Consider the following 16,057-nt stretch of genomic DNA (forward strand, 5'->3'; position numbering starts at 1 on the left):
AAAGTTAAGCGTAAAGATTTTCTAAGCGAGTATAAGCACGGGCAATAGCAGCTTCGACTTGCGCAGGTGCAGTTCCACCAATATGGTTACGTGCATTCACAGATGCTTCAAGTGTTAACGCTTTTTCAAATACATCGGCCTGAATCAGGTCAGAGAACTGTTGAAGTTGCTCAAGTGTCAGCTCAGACAAATCTTTCGACTCTGCAACACCCAGTGCTACAGCTTTGCCGACAATTTCGTGCGCATCACGGAATGCAACGCCGTTTTTCACCAAGTAATCAGCTAGGTCAGTCGCAGTTGAGAAACCACGCAGCGCTGCTTCGCGCATTTCAGCAATGTTTGGAACCAGTGCAGGAATCATGTCGGCAAATGCCATGAGTGAACCACGAACTGTATCGATCGCATCGAACAATGGCTCTTTATCTTCCTGATTGTCTTTGTTATAGGCTAGAGGCTGGCCTTTCATTAAAGTCAGCAGGCTCATCAAATCGCCATAGACACGGCCGGTTTTACCACGTACCAGTTCAGGCACATCCGGATTTTTCTTCTGCGGCATGATTGAAGAGCCAGTACAGAAGCGATCTGGAATATTCACGAATTTGAACTGTGCAGATGTCCATAGAATCAGTTCTTCAGACATACGTGATAAATGCATCATAATTAAAGATGCAGCGGCATTAAATTCAATCGCAAAGTCACGATCCGATACTGCATCCAGCGAGTTTTCAGCAACAGCTTCAAAACCTAGCAGTTCAGCAGTATAAGCACGGTCGATTGGATAAGTAGTACCTGCAAGTGCAGCAGAACCAAGCGGCATACGGTTGACACGCTTACGGCAATCAATCAGACGTTCTGAATCGCGTACCAGCATTTCAAACCAAGCCATTAGATGATGACCAAAAGTCACTGGCTGAGCGGTTTGCAAGTGGGTGAAGCCTGGCATGATGGTGTCGGTGTTTTTAGCCGCTAAGCTTAAAATACCTTTTTGTAATTTTTTCAGTAATTCCAGGATGCTATCGATTTCATCGCGTACATAAAGACGGATATCTGTAGCCACCTGGTCATTACGGCTACGACCGGTATGCAGTTTCTTGCCAGTAATGCCGATACGTTGAGTCAGGCGTGACTCAATGTTCATGTGGACATCTTCTAAATCAATGCGCCATTCAAAGTTGCCTGCTTCAATATCGGCTTGAATCGCTGTCAGACCTTCAATAATGTCATCGCGTTCTTGCGTGGTCAGTACGCCCACTTTTGCCAGCATGGTTGCATGGGCAATCGAGCCTGCAATATCTTGTTTATAAAAACGTTGGTCAAATTGAACAGATGCTGTAAATTCAGCAACAAAAGCATCAGTCGCTTCAGAGAAACGACCGCCCCACATACCCGAAGTCTGGGCGTGTGATGGATTAGAGGAATTAGAAGATGTGGTCATGTCGGCTCAATCAGATTAAAAGCAGTAGAACGAAAAAGAGTATAACAAATTCAAAGCCCATTGCCGAAGTCACATCTGCTCAATCTTTTACATCGATAAACGAACAGACGCAAAATTCCTATTTTTTTAGCCAGATCGGCAATCTACGCTATTTGCTGGAACTGTTTGCTGGCGGCAATATTCTGGCCATGATTCTGGCGCTTGCAGAAGCGCAATCCTGGCAGGCTTTGAATGGAATGCACCTGCTGCAATATATGCTGTATATCAACTGGGTACTGTTATGTTTTGCAGCACTGGTCGAGCTGTTCCATCAAGCCTTTCAACGTATGGGAATCAAACTGGCTTTGATTTCTGGATTTCTGCTGTTACAGGCAATTGTACTGCTCACTACGGTGAACCTGAATATCTTGATATATTTTGGACAGAATTTTAATTTTCAGGATTTAAACCTGGCGATTGCGCTGGATCGGGTCGGACTCCATTTAAGTCTGGGAATTTTGCTGGGAACTTTCTGTTTTCGCTATCTTTATTTGCGTGAGCAATGGGAGCAGCAGCAGCATAGCGAGCTGAATGCTAGAATTCAGGCCATGCAGGCACGGATTCAGCCGCATTTCCTGTTTAACAGCATGAATAGTGTGATCAGCCTGATCAGTATCGATCCGGATAAAGCCGAACACATGCTGTTGAATTTGTCACGGTTATTTCGTGCCAGTTTTCAGGAATTAAAACTGGTCAACCTGCAGGAGGAAATTGATCTGTGCCAGCGCTATCTGGAGATTGAGCAGATCCGTCTAGGTGAGCGTTTGCAGGTGGAATGGAAGTTAGAAAACAAAGACTTATACTCACAAGTTCAAATTCCATTATTAACTTTACAACCCTTGCTAGAAAATAGTATTTTCCATGGAGTTGAAAAAATTCTCACAAAGAGTACCATAAGCATATTGGTTGAAATATTGCAAAATCAAATTAATATCATCATAACCAACCCTTATGCACAGGATAATAAAATTTTAAAAAAGGGACATGGTATTGCAATAGAAAATGTCAGACAGCGTCTGCAAGCTTATTATGGACCTAGTGTGACTTTTCAAACCTTTGCCGGCGAAGGGATGTTTACGACGGTAGTGCGATATCAATATAAATAAAAATAAATCAAAGAAATCGCAGTTAGCTTTATCATTCATCTGATGATGTTAACTGGGTAAGGAGGAGAAATGGACATCCTAATTTGTGATGATGAGCCTTTGGCCGTCGAGCGTTTATCACGTTTGGTCTCTCAACTGGGGCATGATGTGGTGGCGACAGCAAGCCATGGCCGTCAAGCGATTGATCTGGCTCACCAATACGAACCCGATGTCATCCTATTAGATATTCAAATGCCTGAAATGAACGGACTGGCTTGTGCGCAACATTTGCGTCAACTGGATCCAATGCCGGCCATTGTCTTTTGTACGGCCTATGACCAACATGCGCTGGATGCATTTAAATCAAATGCCGAAGGCTACTTACTTAAACCGGTGATGCAACAGGAATTGGCACAGGTTTTAGAGCACTTAACTAAACTTACCCAAGCTCAAATGAGCCAACTAAAACAAAAAGAAAATATGGACGAAATCAATATCAGCCGCCAGCAGATTGCGGCAAAGACCTATCGTGGTGTCGAATTGGTGCCAGTTGAAAATATCTATTATTTTCTGGCGGATCAGAAATATGTCACTGTGCGTCATAAAAACGGCAGTGTATTGATTGATGAAACCTTAAAGGAGTTAGAGCAGGAGTTTGGGAACCAGTTTATCCGGATTCATCGTAATGCCTTGATCTCGGTGCATTATCTGGATGGTCTGGAAGTGGTGAGTTCTGGTCAGTATCAGGTACGTTGTCGTGAGCTGGACGATCGTTTGGCGGTTAGTCGGCGACATTTACCGTTTTTACGAGATCGGATTCAAAAGCTTTAGCAGGGGATGAATGAGAGCATTCAGTTGAAACTTGTATAAATTCACTTGCATTTTCAAGTGAGCAGGTTAAGTTTAGACTATTGTTCTCATTTACTGTTATTGAAATTTATGAAGACCCTAAAAATTGCAACTCGACAAAGTCCACTTGCACTTTGGCAAGCGGAACATATCCGTGCGCGGCTACAAGATTTGCACGCTGGTTTGCAGGTCGAGTTAGTCACTTTTGTTACACAGGGCGATAAAATTCTCGATACGCCACTGGCCAAAATTGGTGGAAAAGGACTATTTGTAAAAGAATTAGAAGCCGCTTTACTGGATGGTCGTGCAGATCTGGCTGTGCATTCCATGAAAGATGTCCCGATGGCCTTGCCCGAAGGTCTGAGTCTGGCAGTGATCTGTGAACGTGAAGATCCCTTAGATGCCTTTGTGTCGAATACCTACACTAGTTTTGAAGAATTGCCACAAGGCGCCAAAGTCGGAACCTCAAGCTTGCGCCGTAAAACCCAGATTTTAAAACAGCGTCCAGATCTGGACATTATCGATTTACGCGGTAATGTCGGCACACGCTTGTCCAAACTGGATGCAGGCCAGTATGATGCGATTATTCTGGCCAGTGCCGGTTTAAAACGCTTGGGTCTGGCAGAACGTATTCGTCATACTCTGACGCCTGAAGTCAGTCTGCCGGCCGTGGGTCAAGGGGCATTGGGACTGGAATGCCGTACTCATGATCAGACGGTGCTGGACTTGATTCAGCCACTCCTGCATGCGGATACAGATGCGTGTGTACGTGCCGAACGTGCCTTTAATGCCTATCTAGAAGGCGGATGTCAGGTGCCGATTGCTGGTTATGCCACGCTCAAAGAGGGTGTGATTTCAATCGAAGGTCGTGTGGGCAGTGTCGATGGAACAGTTTTGCTCCGGGCACAGCATACTGGCAAAATGGCAGCTGCGGAGCAATTGGGTGTAGAGCTGGCAAAAGACCTGCTTGATCAAGGTGCTGGCGAGTTGCTGAAAGCACTCTATTCACACTGATGTTATTGATTAATACTCGCCCCAGTGATCGTGCTGCAGGCTTGACTCAACAGTTACAGGCAGCACAGGTGTCTGTTCTGGAATTGCCCTTGCTCGAACTGCATGCCATGCCTTATTCCGATGAGCTGTCGATTTTGTATCAGCAGCTGGAGCAGGCACAGATTATTGTGGTGGTCAGTCCGACGGCCGCCCAGATTGGCATGCAATATTTACAACAGGCGGGTATTAAGCTCTCGGCCTTGGCGCAGGTGCATTGGGTGTCAGTGGGAAAAGCCACTGAACAGGCACTGGCGAGCTATGGCATTCATAGTCATGTGCCTGAGGTCGAAACTTCGGAAGGCATGCTGCAATTGCCTGTGTTGAAGCAACTGGCTTCTGGTTCAGGTGTGGCTTTCTGGCGCGGAGAAGGTGGTCGTCAATTTATGATGGATCATTTACGTGCCAGCAATATTAAAGTTTTAAACTTTATTTTGTACCGGCGGCAATGTCCTAAAACGACGGCAACGATTTTGGCAGAGAATTTGGCGCTGCTTAAGACACAGCCGCGTTTTGCAGTGCTAATCACCAGTGAGGCAAGCTGGTTAAACTGGCTGATACTCTTGCAGAGGAATGCGGAGTTTATACAGCAAGCCTGTTATTTGGTTTTGGGGCCACGTTTGGCCAATATTCTTGGGGAATATCAACAGCAGCATCAGGCAAGTTTTCAATTCGTACAAATTGATGATTTAGACGCAAACACGATCTTGCAGAAAATGAGGCTGATATTAGGGAACGCATGAAGAAACTATTCATTGTAGTGTTCATCTTGAGTATGGCGTGGCTCATCAAGCTTAGCTATGACTTTCATGTTCTGAATACAGCACAGACTGAATTCAATCAAAGCATCAATCAGTTACAGCAGCAAAATGCCATGCTTAATGATCAGTTCGTGGCTTTAAAACGCCAGATTTCTGCTCAGCAGGAAAGTGCTAGGGCTACTTCAGCAAAAGCGCCAGTAAGTGAAGCGGTAGCTAATGAAACACAGAATGATATTGCCTTAGTACAGCAACATCTGGATCTGATCGAATTTGCACTGCAACAGCAACAATACGCCACTGCGATTGAGAAATTAAATCAGTTATCCAATGAGCTGGATGATTATATTTTAGCGCCTGCCTTGGTCAGTAGTTTGCAGCAAGTAATTGCAAAAGATCAGGACATGCTGAAAAAATTCGTGAACAGCCGATTAGTGCAGCAAAATAAAGTAAAAGAAGTTTTAGTGCAGATGGATACTGAAATTGAAAAAGAAATTCAGACACCATATCGTCAGCGTCCAGAAACTCAACGCTCTTTCTGGCAGCGCTGGGTTCAGATTGAATCCGCAGATCAGCCAAGCACAGTCTTGATGCAACGGCATCTGGTACTGAAAGAGGCCCAGTTGCGCTTGCTCATCGCACAAAATACCTTGCAAAAAGACCAATCCGTCGCTTTTCAGCAAGCACTGAATGCCGTGATTGAAGTCTTGGAGCAATTGCCGGATGCACAGAGCCAAAAATGGATTCAGCAATTGAATCAAATCAAGGCCACCCCGATTACTCCGATTCCATTATTAAACACACGCACCCTAGTGGGCTAATTGCTTATGAAACAGATTCTGCTGGCCTATTTATTTGTCTGCTTACTTGGCATTGCGGTGCTGAGTATCCTGAGTTATGGACATGGGGCTGGCTATGTCTATCTGTATTGGCGCGAGTGGCAGTTACAAACCACCCTCTGGTTTTTGGCCGCATCCTTGGTCAGTGTAAGTTTTTTGATGCATTGCATCTGGTATGCCATCAAGCAGTATCGCAGTCGTGAACAGCGTAAAACTGAAACAGTCTTTAGTTTTTCCCGCTTACATCCTTATGAACAATTGGCAGTCATCTGGTTATTAAACGCTGCTCAGGATCAGCGGGATTTTATTCAGCAGTCTTTCACCAAGTCGGGTTTACTTAAACATATTATTGATGCACGTTTATCTTGGGGGCAACAACAATATACTCATGCATTAACTGCTTTAAACCAATCCAATCCCATGGCATTTGAATTGGCAGAATTACAGCGGATTGAAATTTATTTATCACAACAGCAAGGTGAACAAGCACTTACCCATTTAGAGTTTTTAAATCAGCATGAATTATCACCTTGGTTAATACAGGTTAAAACAGCCTATGAGCAGCACCTTGTCGCATTGTGGGGGGTATTTGCCATGCAGTTTCCCTGGTTATATTTACGCTCGACTCAATATGGGCATTTAGACCAAGAAGTAAAAAAATCATGGCTGGAACAATTATTACTGGCCTATGACCAAGCCACACAGGACGATTTATTTTATTTACAGCAACGTTATTTAGATTTAAAACCTCAGATATTTGATCGTGAATATTCGGTCAAATTATTATGGTTGAAATTATTATTTAGAATGCCAGAAATGAGTGCCGAGCATGAAGTGCTTGCGATTCATTTAATGGAACAGCAATTTAATCAGGATGTCTTTTATTTGTGGTTCCAGCAACAGTTATTGCGGCAAAATCCAGATTATGATGCGATTGCACAACAGATTTCGCACTGGGAAGCCAAATATCCGGCATTACCGATTTTAAGCTTTGCGAAATGGCATGTGTTGCAAGCTACAGGCTATACAGATCAAGCTCAGCAATTGCTCGACTTATATCCGGATGATATCCGGATGAGTTATTTAAGAATTAAAGCTGCCTTACAAGATCGGGAGGACTTGCTACAGCAGTTAAATGCAGTATTTGAATCGAATGTAAACTTTATAGAAATTAAGACTTGAGAATAATGATGTCAGAATTAAAACAATATCCAGTTATTTATGAACAAACAGTTGCATGGGGCGATATGGATGCCTTTGGACATGTCAATAATGCCATGTATTACCGTTATGTCGAAAGTGCACGTCTAGCTTATTTAACCCAATTAGAAATTCTCACTGAATCGGTATCTACCGTAGTGGCATCCAATCAGTGCCGTTATTTAAAACCCGTGGTTTTTCCTGATCATTTAAAAGTGGCAGCACGTATTGAAGAAATCCGTAATAGTGCAGTTAGAATGCAATATCTATTATGGAGTGAAAAACAGCAAAGTATTGTGGCTACTTCAGAAGCAGTGATTGTCTGTGTCGATAAAAAGACCATGCAGAAAACAGAAATTCCGGAACATATTCGCGAAAAAATTAAAGCACTTGAATTAAGCGTTCAGCATGAAATTTAAAAATGAATGAAGCATTTTATTTTGTAATTTTTTTTAAACTTTATTGTTATTGCTTTAAGGTTTTATATTGAATGTTTTATTTAATATAAATATGATGGGGCTATTATTTAATAAAATGAATAATATTATTTTTCGGAGAGCATTATGCCAGATATTACGCATTTATCAGTAGAAGAGTTAAAACGTTTACAAGCAGAAGCAGAATCGCTGATTGCTTCAAAAAAAGATCAAGAAATTGAAGACGCTTATCAGCAAATCCTGGCAGTTGCCGAGAAAGTTGGTATGACGGTTGAACAGTTACTTGAATTTGGTGCATCTAAGCGTAAGAAATCGTCACGTAAGTCGGTTGAGCCGCGTTACCGTAGCAAAAGTAATCCGGACGATACCTGGACTGGCCGTGGTAAACAGCCGCGCTGGTTGGTGGCAGAATTGGAAAAAGGCGCAAAGCTGGACGATTTCCTGATCTAAGCTGCCATTTGATCTGGTCATTAGGCTGTCATACAGACAGTCTATGATCATTAAACCAAGCATACCTGCTTGGTTTTTTTATATCTATGAATTGGCGTTGGCAGAAAAGTGTGCATAATGTGTGGGTATAAGGGAAAAATTATAAATGGGGATTTGGACTTGAGCGATTGGTCGTGGTGGGGATGAGCAGTAAACCGAAAACTTTAAGATGGTTGATCCTTGCTCTTGTTGCATTTTTTATTTTTGTCGTATTACAAGTGCCAGCAGCCTGGTTAATTTCAAAATTTTATAAAAATAACCAGACTTTGCATAATGTAAACGGAAATATCTGGCAGGGAAGTGCGGACTGGAAAAAAGGCAATCTTCGGGGCAGTCTGAACTGGAAAGTACGGCCGCTGGATTTGCTGTTGCTGCGAGTTGGAGCACATGTGGATTTGCATAGTGGCAATACCCAGCTTTCCGGGATCATGGCTTATGGTCTGAATAAATCTTTGATTGTCAAAAATCTTGAAGGGCAGGTCGCGCCTGAAACCTTAAAAAAAGTTGCAGACTGGCAATGGCCGAGTACTGCGATTCAGTTTAAAGATCTGGATTTTGAATATAAAAAAGATCAGGGCTTTAGTCAGGTGGCCGGGCAAATGCAATGGGTGGGTGGTGAGCTGATTTATACCTTTGCCCAGCGTCAGGAACGCATGAATGTACCTGCCATGACTGGACAACTCGCAGATGAAAGCGGACAGCTGTTAGTTGATGTTCGGGATAGTCGCGATCAACGTATGCTGAATATCAAGCTTGATCCGAGTCTGATGCTAGATATCCAGCTCACCCAGCGCTTTTTAATGAATGCGCCTTCTTATGAAGGTAAAGCCGGATTAGATACCTATGTGATCAGTACCCGCCAACCCTTAATGGGAGGCTTGAACTGATGGCAGTTTCTCTGAATGATTTAAAAAATATTGAACTGAAACAGATCGATCGTGCTGCACCTGTGGTTTTGTTACTGCTCATTCTGTATCTATGCTGGAAGCTGGCGGCTTTGTTCTGGTTGCTGATAGCTCCACCCCAAGCCATGCAGCTGGATCGGGTAGAACTGGGTTCGCAACAGGCACAAATTCCGAATATCGGTGCATTTTCACTGTTTCAGGAAGTTGGGCAGTCTGTGGGTGCTATTGAAACTACCAATATCATTTTACAAGGGGTGGTGGTTGCCAGTCCAAGTTATAACTCTTCTGCGGTACTGAAAATTAATGATCAGGTCGATCGTTACCGTGTCGGGGAAATGCTGGCCAATAGCGGTTTTGAGTTGGCTGAGGTGTATTGGGATCGGGTTATTCTGCGTCGATCCACAGGTGCTACTCAGGAAGTCTTATTTAAAGGTCTGGAAAATGGCTTGAATCAACCGATTGTGCCGGAAACATCAGCATCTTCAAGTTCAATGCCTGCTATGCCTTCTAATAGTGGTATGCCTGAGCAGCCTTCGCCACAGAATGAAATTGGTCGGGCCATCCAGCAGATGCAGGAAAACAAGGACCAGTATTTACAGAATATGGGGGTTAGTGCAGCAGATGGAAGTTATGAAGTGACTTCACGGACGCCGGCTGCACTGCGTAATCGTCTGGGTTTAAGACCGGGCGACCGGATTTTGTCTTTAAATGGCCAGACGCTGAGCCAGGGACAGACCGAAGCACAATTACTGGAACAGGCCCGACGTGAAGGTCAGGTCAAACTCGAAATAAAACGTGGTGATCAGGTGATGACCATACAACAAGATTTGAAGTGATGTGTCATCACGCATAGGGTTAGGAAACACGAAAGTTTATGGCTTTATTTAATAATAATCGATCAGCATGGGCATTCTGTGTGGCCGCACCGTTAATGGCTATGGTCAGTACGGCGAGTTATGCACAAACCTGGAAAATTAACCTTCGAGATGCTGACTTAACTGCATTCATTAATGAAGTAGCCGATATTACCGGCAAAAACTTTGCAGTCGATCCGCGGGTACGTGGCAACGTGACGGTCATCTCCAATAAAGCCCTGAATAAAAATGAAGTCTATGACCTGTTTTTAGGCGTGCTGAATGTCAATGGTGTGGTGGCAATTCCTTCGGGTAATACCATCAAGCTGGTGCCTGACAGCAATGTCAAAAGCTCAGGCATTCCCTATGATGCCAGAAGCCGTGCTAGTGGTGACCAGATTGTGACCCGGGTGTTGTGGCTGGAAAATACCAATCCGAATGACCTGATTCCTGCATTGCGTCCCTTGATGCCGCAGTTTGCACATCTGGCGGCGGTGCCCGGGACGAATGCCTTAATTGTGTCGGATCGCGCCAGCAATATTTACCAGCTGGAAACTATTATTCGTAATCTGGATGGCACCGGTCAAAATGATATTGAAGCGGTGAGCTTGCAATCCAGTCAGGCCGAAGAAATGATTGGACTGATCGAGTCCATGACTGCCACTGGCGGAGCTAAAGATGTCCGCGGTTCGCGGGTGCGGGTGATTGCAGATACCCGTACCAACCGGATTATCATCAAAGGTGATCCCACGACGCGCAAACGGGTGCGTCAAGTGATCGAAACTCTGGATGTGCCGGCTGCGGATCGTTTGGGCGGTTTAAAAGTTTTTCGTCTGAAATATGCCAGTGCCAAAAATCTTGCGGAAATCTTGCAGGGGCTGGTGAGCGGGCAGGCGGTGAACAGTAATTCAAATTCAGGTAGCACATCCTCAAACTCGTCTTCGCTCAGTTCTGGCAGTAATTTAAATAACAACAATACGACTACCGGTTCGAGTAGTAACACCTCTTCAGGCATTCAGCTGAATACCGGCATGAATAATGAGCAGGGCGGAATTACCAGTTTTAATGGTAATGGCGTCAGTATTATTGCCGATACCACGCAAAATTCTCTGGTGGTGAAAGCGGATCCACAACTGATGCGAGAAATTGAATCAGCAATTGACCAGCTGGATATCCGTCGTCAACAGGTGCTGATCGAAGCCGCGATTATTGAAGTGGAAGGAACCGATGCGGATCAACTCGGTGTGCAATGGGCCTTGGGCGATATTAGCAGTGGGATTGGGCTGGTGAACTTCGATAATTTTGGGACTAGTCTGAAAAATATTGCGGCCGGTTATCTCACCGGTGGTGGTGCAGGTGCTGCAAGTGCCGTGGGCGCGGGCAGTTCACTGGTACTCGGTGATTATCGTGAAGGCAGTGATGGTTCCCGTCGTCTGTATGGTGCGATGATTCAGGCACTCAAAGAAACCACTAAATCCAACCTGTTGTCTACGCCGTCGATTGTGACCATGGATAATGAAGAAGCTTATATTGTGGTGGGTGAAAACGTACCTTTTGTGACAGGCTCAGTGTCTACAGGTGCTGCTGGAGTTGCTAATCCCTATACCACCATTGAACGCAAGGATGTCGGGGTCACTTTAAAGGTGGTCCCGCATATTGGCGAAGATGGTACGGTACGCCTGGAAGTGGAACAGGAAGTTTCTGATGTCAAGGCCAGTAAAGGGCAGGCACAGGATCTGGTCACCAGCAAGCGAGCGATCAAAACCTCAATTCTGGCCGAACATGGACAAACCATTGTCCTTGGCGGTTTGATCTCAGATAACACCAGTTATGGACGCCAAGCGGTGCCGGGTCTGGGTGCAATTCCAGGCTTGGGACGTTTATTCCGTTCTGAAGGTAAATCCTATCAGAAGCGTAACCTGCTGATTTTTATCCATCCAACTATCGTGGGCGATAAAAATGCAGTGCGTAAACTGACCCAGCAACGCTATAGTCAGCTATATAGTCTGCAACTCGCACTCGATTCAGATGGGAACTTCGCTAAACTGCCAGAAAGTGTTGAAGATGTGTATCAGCAGCGCATTCCGGTATCCAGAACACCATTGCAAAACTCGACTTATCAAACTGTGCCGACCGCACCCGTTCAGGCACAACCAGCCAATGTAGTCGTCACGCCGGTAGCGATAGAACCGGTAATTCAGCGACAAGTGGTAGAACCCGTCCAGCAGGTGGAAAAAAGTAAAAATACCGTTACAACAACCACACTTAGACCCAAAAGCTAGGTCATTCGCATTTGCAGACAGCATGTTATGATAATGTCAAAGAGAACAGAGAAGTAACTTTCATGACTTGGAAAATACACGCAATTACAGGCGACTTAACAGGACAGGAAATTAGCATTGACCGTGACATGCTGGTGGGGCGTCATCAGGCGGCGGATATCGTGTTACAGGCTGCGGAAATCTCCCGCAAACATGCGGCATTTTTACTGAAGGATGATGCACTCTGGGTTCAGGATTTGGGTTCATCGAATGGCACTTTCGTCAATGATGTGCAAATTGCGCAGGAAACCTTATTAAAGCAGGATGACATTGTTCAGTTTGCCAGCTTGAAATTTTCAGTACTGGCGCCTGTGGCTGCAGTCGAGGTTCCAGCAGAAATTGAAGCAACGGCAGAAAAAGTCGTGGAACAGGTCGAAGTCGCTGAGCCTACACCTGCACAGCAAATGAATGATCAGGGAATGCCGGAACTGAAACATCGTGATGCTACGGTACAATTAACCCGTGATGGCATGCCAACCAATGTCGGTATTCCAAAACCGGCACCTATTCCGGAAGGCGTGGACATTAATGCGGTAAAACCAGAGCCTACCCCAATTCCGGTTGAGCAGCCTGTATCACGTGTAGAACAGGAAAAAGAAACCCAGAAAAATGTATCTGTAGGTTTGATTTCAGTGATTGTGCTGATTATTTTGGCAATTATGGCTTGGTTGTTGTTCAAATAAGCTGATGATTGGTTACAATCAAGGCATGCATAGCGCATGCCTTTTTTGTGGCTGCGCACATTATAAAAGAGGGTCGGGATGTCTATTGCACAATTAGAAAAGCGTGAACTGATCTTGTTTGATCTGGATGGTACCTTGGTGGATTCAGCACATGATCTGTATCGCGCCATGAATATGAGCCTGAATGTGCTGCAATTGCCTCTGGTGACTGAAGAGCAGGTACGGACCTGGGTAGGTAAGGGCACGTCGATATTCTGTGAAAGTGTACTCCAGCATCTGGTGGGTGAAGTCACACCGGCACAGCATCAGGAACTCTTAACGACTTTTCTGGATATCTATAATGTCGATCCCTGCGTCGATACCGTTCCTTTTCCGGGAATCCTGAAATTTCTGGACTGGGCTAAAGCCCAAGGTAAAACCCTGATTTGTGTGACCAATAAGCCTGAACTTCCTGCCCGCAGCATTTTAGATACCTTGGATATGGCTCATTATTTTGCCGATACCATTGGTGGCGACCGTTTTACTGAACGTAAGCCGCACCCACGCCAGTTGTTGCACTGTGTCGAACATTATAAGGTGAGCAAAGAACAGGTCTTGCTCATTGGCGATTCTTCCAATGATGTTGAAGCCGCACGCCGCGCCGGGATTGATTGTGTTGTGGTCAGCTATGGCTATAATCATGGTGAAAATATTGCAGATTGTCAGCCGCAGCAGATTGTGGATGATCTTAGAGAATTACTTGCCTAATACGCGTACTAAGGAAAGAAAATGAATAGTTGTAAGGTTTTTCGATGGCGTCGCTCAGTTCAATTCTATTTACATACTGAGTAACCCTAATTTAAAGAGAAAAACCGCATGACCACTCAAGCACAATTCCAGCAACTTGCTGCACAAGGCTATAATCTCATTCCTGTTTATCGTCAGCGTCTGGCAGATACCGATACACCACTTTCTATTTTTGCACGCCTTAAACAGCATCAGCAGGCTTATTTATTCGAGTCTGTAGAAGGTGGTGAGAACTGGGCACGCTATTCGATTATTGGACTAGGTGAATCCACGGTATTTTCCTGCAATGCAGGCGAGCTGACGGTACAGCACGCAGATGCTTCGATTGAAAAGCAGCACTGTGCGGACCCATTTCAATATATTCGCGACTTTCAGGCGCAATTTAAGGTGCCAACCCAGGCAGAATTGCCGGACCTACCGAGTTTTACTGGTGGATTAGTCGGTTACTTTGGTTATGACGCGGTGCGTTATATCGAACCGAAATTAAAAAATGTGCCGGAAGCGGATCCGGTCGGCTTGCCAGATATCTGGATGATGCTGTCTAAAACAGTGATTGTCTTTGATAACCTGAAAGATACTTTATTCTTGATTGTACATGCCGATGCAACTGATCCAGTTGCTTATGAAAAAGCACATGAACAATTAAATGAATTAGAAAATATTCTGGCCACGCCCATCAGTCTTAAAGCTGAAAAACATACGCCGCCACATTTCGAGTCCCTCACCGGACATGACAACTTCATTGCCTCGGTAGAAAAAGTCAAAGAGTATATTCGTGCTGGCGATGTAATGCAGGTCGTACCCGGGCACCGGATGGTCTCTGACTTCGATGGGGATCCGCTACAGGTGTATCGTGCGCTGCGTCATCTCAATCCATCGCCGTATTTGTTCCTGGTGCAAGGCCAGACCTTGGAAAACAACACGCCATTCCATATTGTCGGTTCTTCTCCTGAAATTCTGTCCCGTCTGGAAAATGGTATTGCCACCGTACGACCGCTTGCAGGTACCCGTCCACGTGGTAAAACCAAAGAAGAAGATCTGGCACTTGAGCAAGACTTATTATCCGATGAAAAAGAAATTGCCGAACATGTCATGCTGATTGATCTGGGACGTAATGATGTGGGACGCATTGCAAAAATTGGCAAAGTGCAGGTAACTGATCAAATGGTGATCGAACGTTATTCACATGTGATGCATATTGTCTCCAATGTGCAGGGTGAAGTACGTGATGATGTCGATGCTCTGGACGTTTTTAAGGCAACTTTCCCCGCAGGCACACTTTCAGGCGCGCCAAAAATCCGTGCCATGGAAATTATTGATGAAGTTGAGCCGGTAAAACGTGGAATTTTCGGTGGCGCTGTTGGTTATTTAGGCTGGCATGGCGAAATGGACATGTCGATTGCGATTCGTACCTGTGTCATTCGCGAAAATAAGGTCTATGTTCAGGCTGGAGCAGGGTTAGTTGCCGACTCAAATCCTGAATCTGAGTGGAATGAAACCCAAATAAAAGCTCGCGCAGTGATCAAAGCGGTTGAATTATCATCAAATGGTTTGATTTTATGAGTTTTTGACGTTTTTTTTGAAAAAAACACTTGCAAGGATTCTGAGTTTTGCTAAACTGCACACCGTTCCGATACGAAACGTACGAAACACTAAGAAACGCCGGCATAGCTCAGTTGGTAGAGCAACTGACTTGTAATCAGTAGGTCCACAGTTCGAATCCGTGTGCCGGCACCATCTTAGAAGTTTGGTAGTGTGAAGTAAAGAACAGCACTGATGTAAGTGTAAAAAATGGTGAGGTTCCCGAGCGGTCAAAGGGGGCGGACTGTAACTCCGCTACGAAAGTTTCGAAGGTTCGAATCCTTCCCTCACCACCAATTTTAAGACTTCAATAAGTGGTTTGTACCAACATCGTGCGGGAGTAGCTCAGTTGGTAGAGCGGTAGCCTTCCAAGCTACATGTCGCGAGTTCGACCCTCGTCTCCCGCTCCATTGAAGTACTAATATTTGCTCTTATAGCTCAGTGGTAGAGCACTCCCTTGGTAAGGGAGAGGTCTCGAGTTCAAATCTCGATAAGAGCTCCAGATTACAGTTTAGCAACTTTGTTGCAAAGAAATTCCAAAAGCAGGCTATTTAGTCTGCTTTTCAAGTATTTGGTGTTCGGTTTTTTTAAACGATATGTCGGAGCTGGGTTTTACTCAGAATTGTGTTCGACGTAAACGAGGAAGATTAACATGGCTAAGGCTAAGTTTGAACGTAATAAGCCACACGTTAACGTGGGCACAATTGGTCACGTTGACCATGGTAAAACAACTTTAACAGCTGCAA

General features: G+C 44.8%; 16 protein-coding genes and 4 tRNA genes. 19 read left to right on the top strand and 1 reads right to left on the bottom strand.

Translation table 11 applies throughout. The annotated features are described in order from the left end of the window. Nucleotides 1–4: 4 nt before the first annotated feature. On the bottom strand, nt 5–1,435 hold the full coding sequence (gene argH, locus ACIG3F_RS06265; protein WP_396469617.1) for an argininosuccinate lyase: 1,431 nt from the start codon (nt 1,433–1,435) through the stop codon (nt 5–7). Here argH and ACIG3F_RS06270 point away from each other — a divergent pair. The 19 genes from ACIG3F_RS06270 to ACIG3F_RS06360 all read left to right on the top strand — a co-directional run. After that, nucleotides 1,426–2,580, top strand: a complete 1,155-nt coding sequence (locus ACIG3F_RS06270; RefSeq protein ID WP_253175512.1) for a sensor histidine kinase — start codon at nt 1,426–1,428, stop codon at nt 2,578–2,580. The two genes, argH and ACIG3F_RS06270, sit on opposite strands and share 10 nt — an antisense overlap. Before the next feature lie 69 nt (nt 2,581–2,649). After that, nucleotides 2,650–3,390: a LytTR family DNA-binding domain-containing protein gene (locus ACIG3F_RS06275; protein ID WP_004278633.1), complete on the top strand. Its 741-nt coding sequence runs from the start codon at nt 2,650–2,652 to the stop codon at nt 3,388–3,390. 108 nt (nt 3,391–3,498) lie between these two features. Next, nucleotides 3,499–4,422, top strand: a complete 924-nt coding sequence (gene hemC / locus ACIG3F_RS06280) for a hydroxymethylbilane synthase (protein ID WP_044113065.1) — start codon at nt 3,499–3,501, stop codon at nt 4,420–4,422. After that, on the top strand, nt 4,422–5,201 hold the full coding sequence (locus ACIG3F_RS06285) for a uroporphyrinogen-III synthase (protein WP_396469618.1): 780 nt from the start codon (nt 4,422–4,424) through the stop codon (nt 5,199–5,201). The genes hemC and ACIG3F_RS06285 overlap by 1 nt, the downstream gene beginning before the upstream one ends. Next, nucleotides 5,198–6,037, top strand: coding sequence for a hypothetical protein (locus ACIG3F_RS06290; RefSeq protein WP_396469619.1), 840 nt, complete (start codon nt 5,198–5,200; stop codon nt 6,035–6,037). The genes ACIG3F_RS06285 and ACIG3F_RS06290 overlap by 4 nt, the downstream gene beginning before the upstream one ends. A gap of 6 nt (nt 6,038–6,043) precedes the next feature. Further along, the gene (locus ACIG3F_RS06295; RefSeq protein ID WP_396469620.1) at nt 6,044–7,237 is read left to right on the top strand and encodes a heme biosynthesis protein HemY; all 1,194 of its coding nucleotides are present in this window, start codon (nt 6,044–6,046) and stop codon (nt 7,235–7,237) included. Between the two features lie 8 nt (nt 7,238–7,245). Continuing rightward, a complete protein-coding gene (locus ACIG3F_RS06300) occupies nt 7,246–7,674 on the top strand; it encodes a thioesterase family protein (RefSeq protein ID WP_086044203.1) in 429 nt (142 codons plus the stop codon). Nucleotides 7,675–7,815: 141 nt separating this feature from the next. Further along, a complete protein-coding gene (locus tag ACIG3F_RS06305) occupies nt 7,816–8,142 on the top strand; it encodes an H-NS family nucleoid-associated regulatory protein (RefSeq protein WP_026055760.1) in 327 nt (108 codons plus the stop codon). Between the two features lie 182 nt (nt 8,143–8,324). Continuing rightward, a complete protein-coding gene (gene gspN / locus ACIG3F_RS06310; protein ID WP_396469621.1) occupies nt 8,325–9,068 on the top strand; it encodes a type II secretion system protein N in 744 nt (247 codons plus the stop codon). Next, the gene (locus ACIG3F_RS06315; protein ID WP_044113058.1) at nt 9,068–9,922 is read left to right on the top strand and encodes a type II secretion system protein N; all 855 of its coding nucleotides are present in this window, start codon (nt 9,068–9,070) and stop codon (nt 9,920–9,922) included. Before gspN ends, ACIG3F_RS06315 begins: the two co-directional genes overlap by 1 nt. Nucleotides 9,923–9,960: 38 nt before the next feature. Further along, entirely contained in the window at nt 9,961–12,222 is a 2,262-nt protein-coding gene (gene gspD, locus ACIG3F_RS06320; protein WP_396469622.1) for a type II secretion system secretin GspD, read from the top strand. Between the two features lie 62 nt (nt 12,223–12,284). Beyond that, nucleotides 12,285–12,944, top strand: coding sequence for an FHA domain-containing protein (locus tag ACIG3F_RS06325; protein WP_396469623.1), 660 nt, complete (start codon nt 12,285–12,287; stop codon nt 12,942–12,944). 78 nt (nt 12,945–13,022) lie between these two features. Then, the gene (locus ACIG3F_RS06330) at nt 13,023–13,691 is read left to right on the top strand and encodes a phosphoglycolate phosphatase (protein ID WP_086044201.1); all 669 of its coding nucleotides are present in this window, start codon (nt 13,023–13,025) and stop codon (nt 13,689–13,691) included. 108 nt (nt 13,692–13,799) lie between these two features. Next, nucleotides 13,800–15,293 carry an anthranilate synthase component I gene (gene trpE / locus ACIG3F_RS06335; protein ID WP_396469624.1) on the top strand — a complete coding sequence of 498 codons (1,494 nt, stop codon included), beginning with the start codon at nt 13,800–13,802 and terminating at the stop codon, nt 15,291–15,293. Nucleotides 15,294–15,391: 98 nt separating this feature from the next. After that, nucleotides 15,392–15,467 (top strand) — tRNA-Thr (locus ACIG3F_RS06340). A 56-nt stretch (nt 15,468–15,523) separates the two neighbouring features. Beyond that, nucleotides 15,524–15,607 (top strand) — tRNA-Tyr (locus ACIG3F_RS06345). A 38-nt stretch (nt 15,608–15,645) separates the two neighbouring features. Then, nucleotides 15,646–15,721: transfer RNA gene (locus tag ACIG3F_RS06350), tRNA-Gly, on the top strand. Nucleotides 15,722–15,738: 17 nt separating this feature from the next. Further along, nucleotides 15,739–15,813, top strand: a tRNA-Thr gene (locus tag ACIG3F_RS06355). Nucleotides 15,814–15,963: 150 nt separating this feature from the next. Further along, on the top strand, nt 15,964–16,057 hold a 94-nt coding region (locus ACIG3F_RS06360), incomplete at its 3' end, for a GTP-binding protein (protein WP_017397055.1).

The organism is Acinetobacter sp. NPDC052428, assembly GCF_044547685.1.
GTDB classification, from domain to species: domain Bacteria; phylum Pseudomonadota; class Gammaproteobacteria; order Pseudomonadales; family Moraxellaceae; genus Acinetobacter; species Acinetobacter lwoffii_G.

Excerpts from the sequence above, each read along its gene's own strand:
- ACIG3F_RS06270 (WP_253175512.1), top strand. The coding sequence starts at position 1,426 with ATGTGGTCATGTCGGCTCAATCAGATTAAAAGCAGTAGAACGAAAAAG.
- argH (WP_396469617.1), bottom strand. The coding sequence starts at position 1,435 with ATGACCACATCTTCTAATTCCTCTAATCCATCACACGCCCAGACTTCG.
- ACIG3F_RS06275 (WP_004278633.1), top strand. The coding sequence starts at position 2,650 with ATGGACATCCTAATTTGTGATGATGAGCCTTTGGCCGTCGAGCGTTTA.
- hemC (WP_044113065.1), top strand. The coding sequence starts at position 3,499 with ATGAAGACCCTAAAAATTGCAACTCGACAAAGTCCACTTGCACTTTGG.
- ACIG3F_RS06285 (WP_396469618.1), top strand. The coding sequence starts at position 4,422 with ATGTTATTGATTAATACTCGCCCCAGTGATCGTGCTGCAGGCTTGACT.
- ACIG3F_RS06290 (WP_396469619.1), top strand. The coding sequence starts at position 5,198 with ATGAAGAAACTATTCATTGTAGTGTTCATCTTGAGTATGGCGTGGCTC.
- ACIG3F_RS06295 (WP_396469620.1), top strand. The coding sequence starts at position 6,044 with ATGAAACAGATTCTGCTGGCCTATTTATTTGTCTGCTTACTTGGCATT.
- ACIG3F_RS06300 (WP_086044203.1), top strand. The coding sequence starts at position 7,246 with ATGTCAGAATTAAAACAATATCCAGTTATTTATGAACAAACAGTTGCA.
- gspN (WP_396469621.1), top strand. The coding sequence starts at position 8,325 with ATGAGCAGTAAACCGAAAACTTTAAGATGGTTGATCCTTGCTCTTGTT.
- ACIG3F_RS06315 (WP_044113058.1), top strand. The coding sequence starts at position 9,068 with ATGGCAGTTTCTCTGAATGATTTAAAAAATATTGAACTGAAACAGATC.
- gspD (WP_396469622.1), top strand. The coding sequence starts at position 9,961 with ATGGCTTTATTTAATAATAATCGATCAGCATGGGCATTCTGTGTGGCC.
- ACIG3F_RS06325 (WP_396469623.1), top strand. The coding sequence starts at position 12,285 with ATGACTTGGAAAATACACGCAATTACAGGCGACTTAACAGGACAGGAA.
- ACIG3F_RS06330 (WP_086044201.1), top strand. The coding sequence starts at position 13,023 with ATGTCTATTGCACAATTAGAAAAGCGTGAACTGATCTTGTTTGATCTG.
- trpE (WP_396469624.1), top strand. The coding sequence starts at position 13,800 with ATGACCACTCAAGCACAATTCCAGCAACTTGCTGCACAAGGCTATAAT.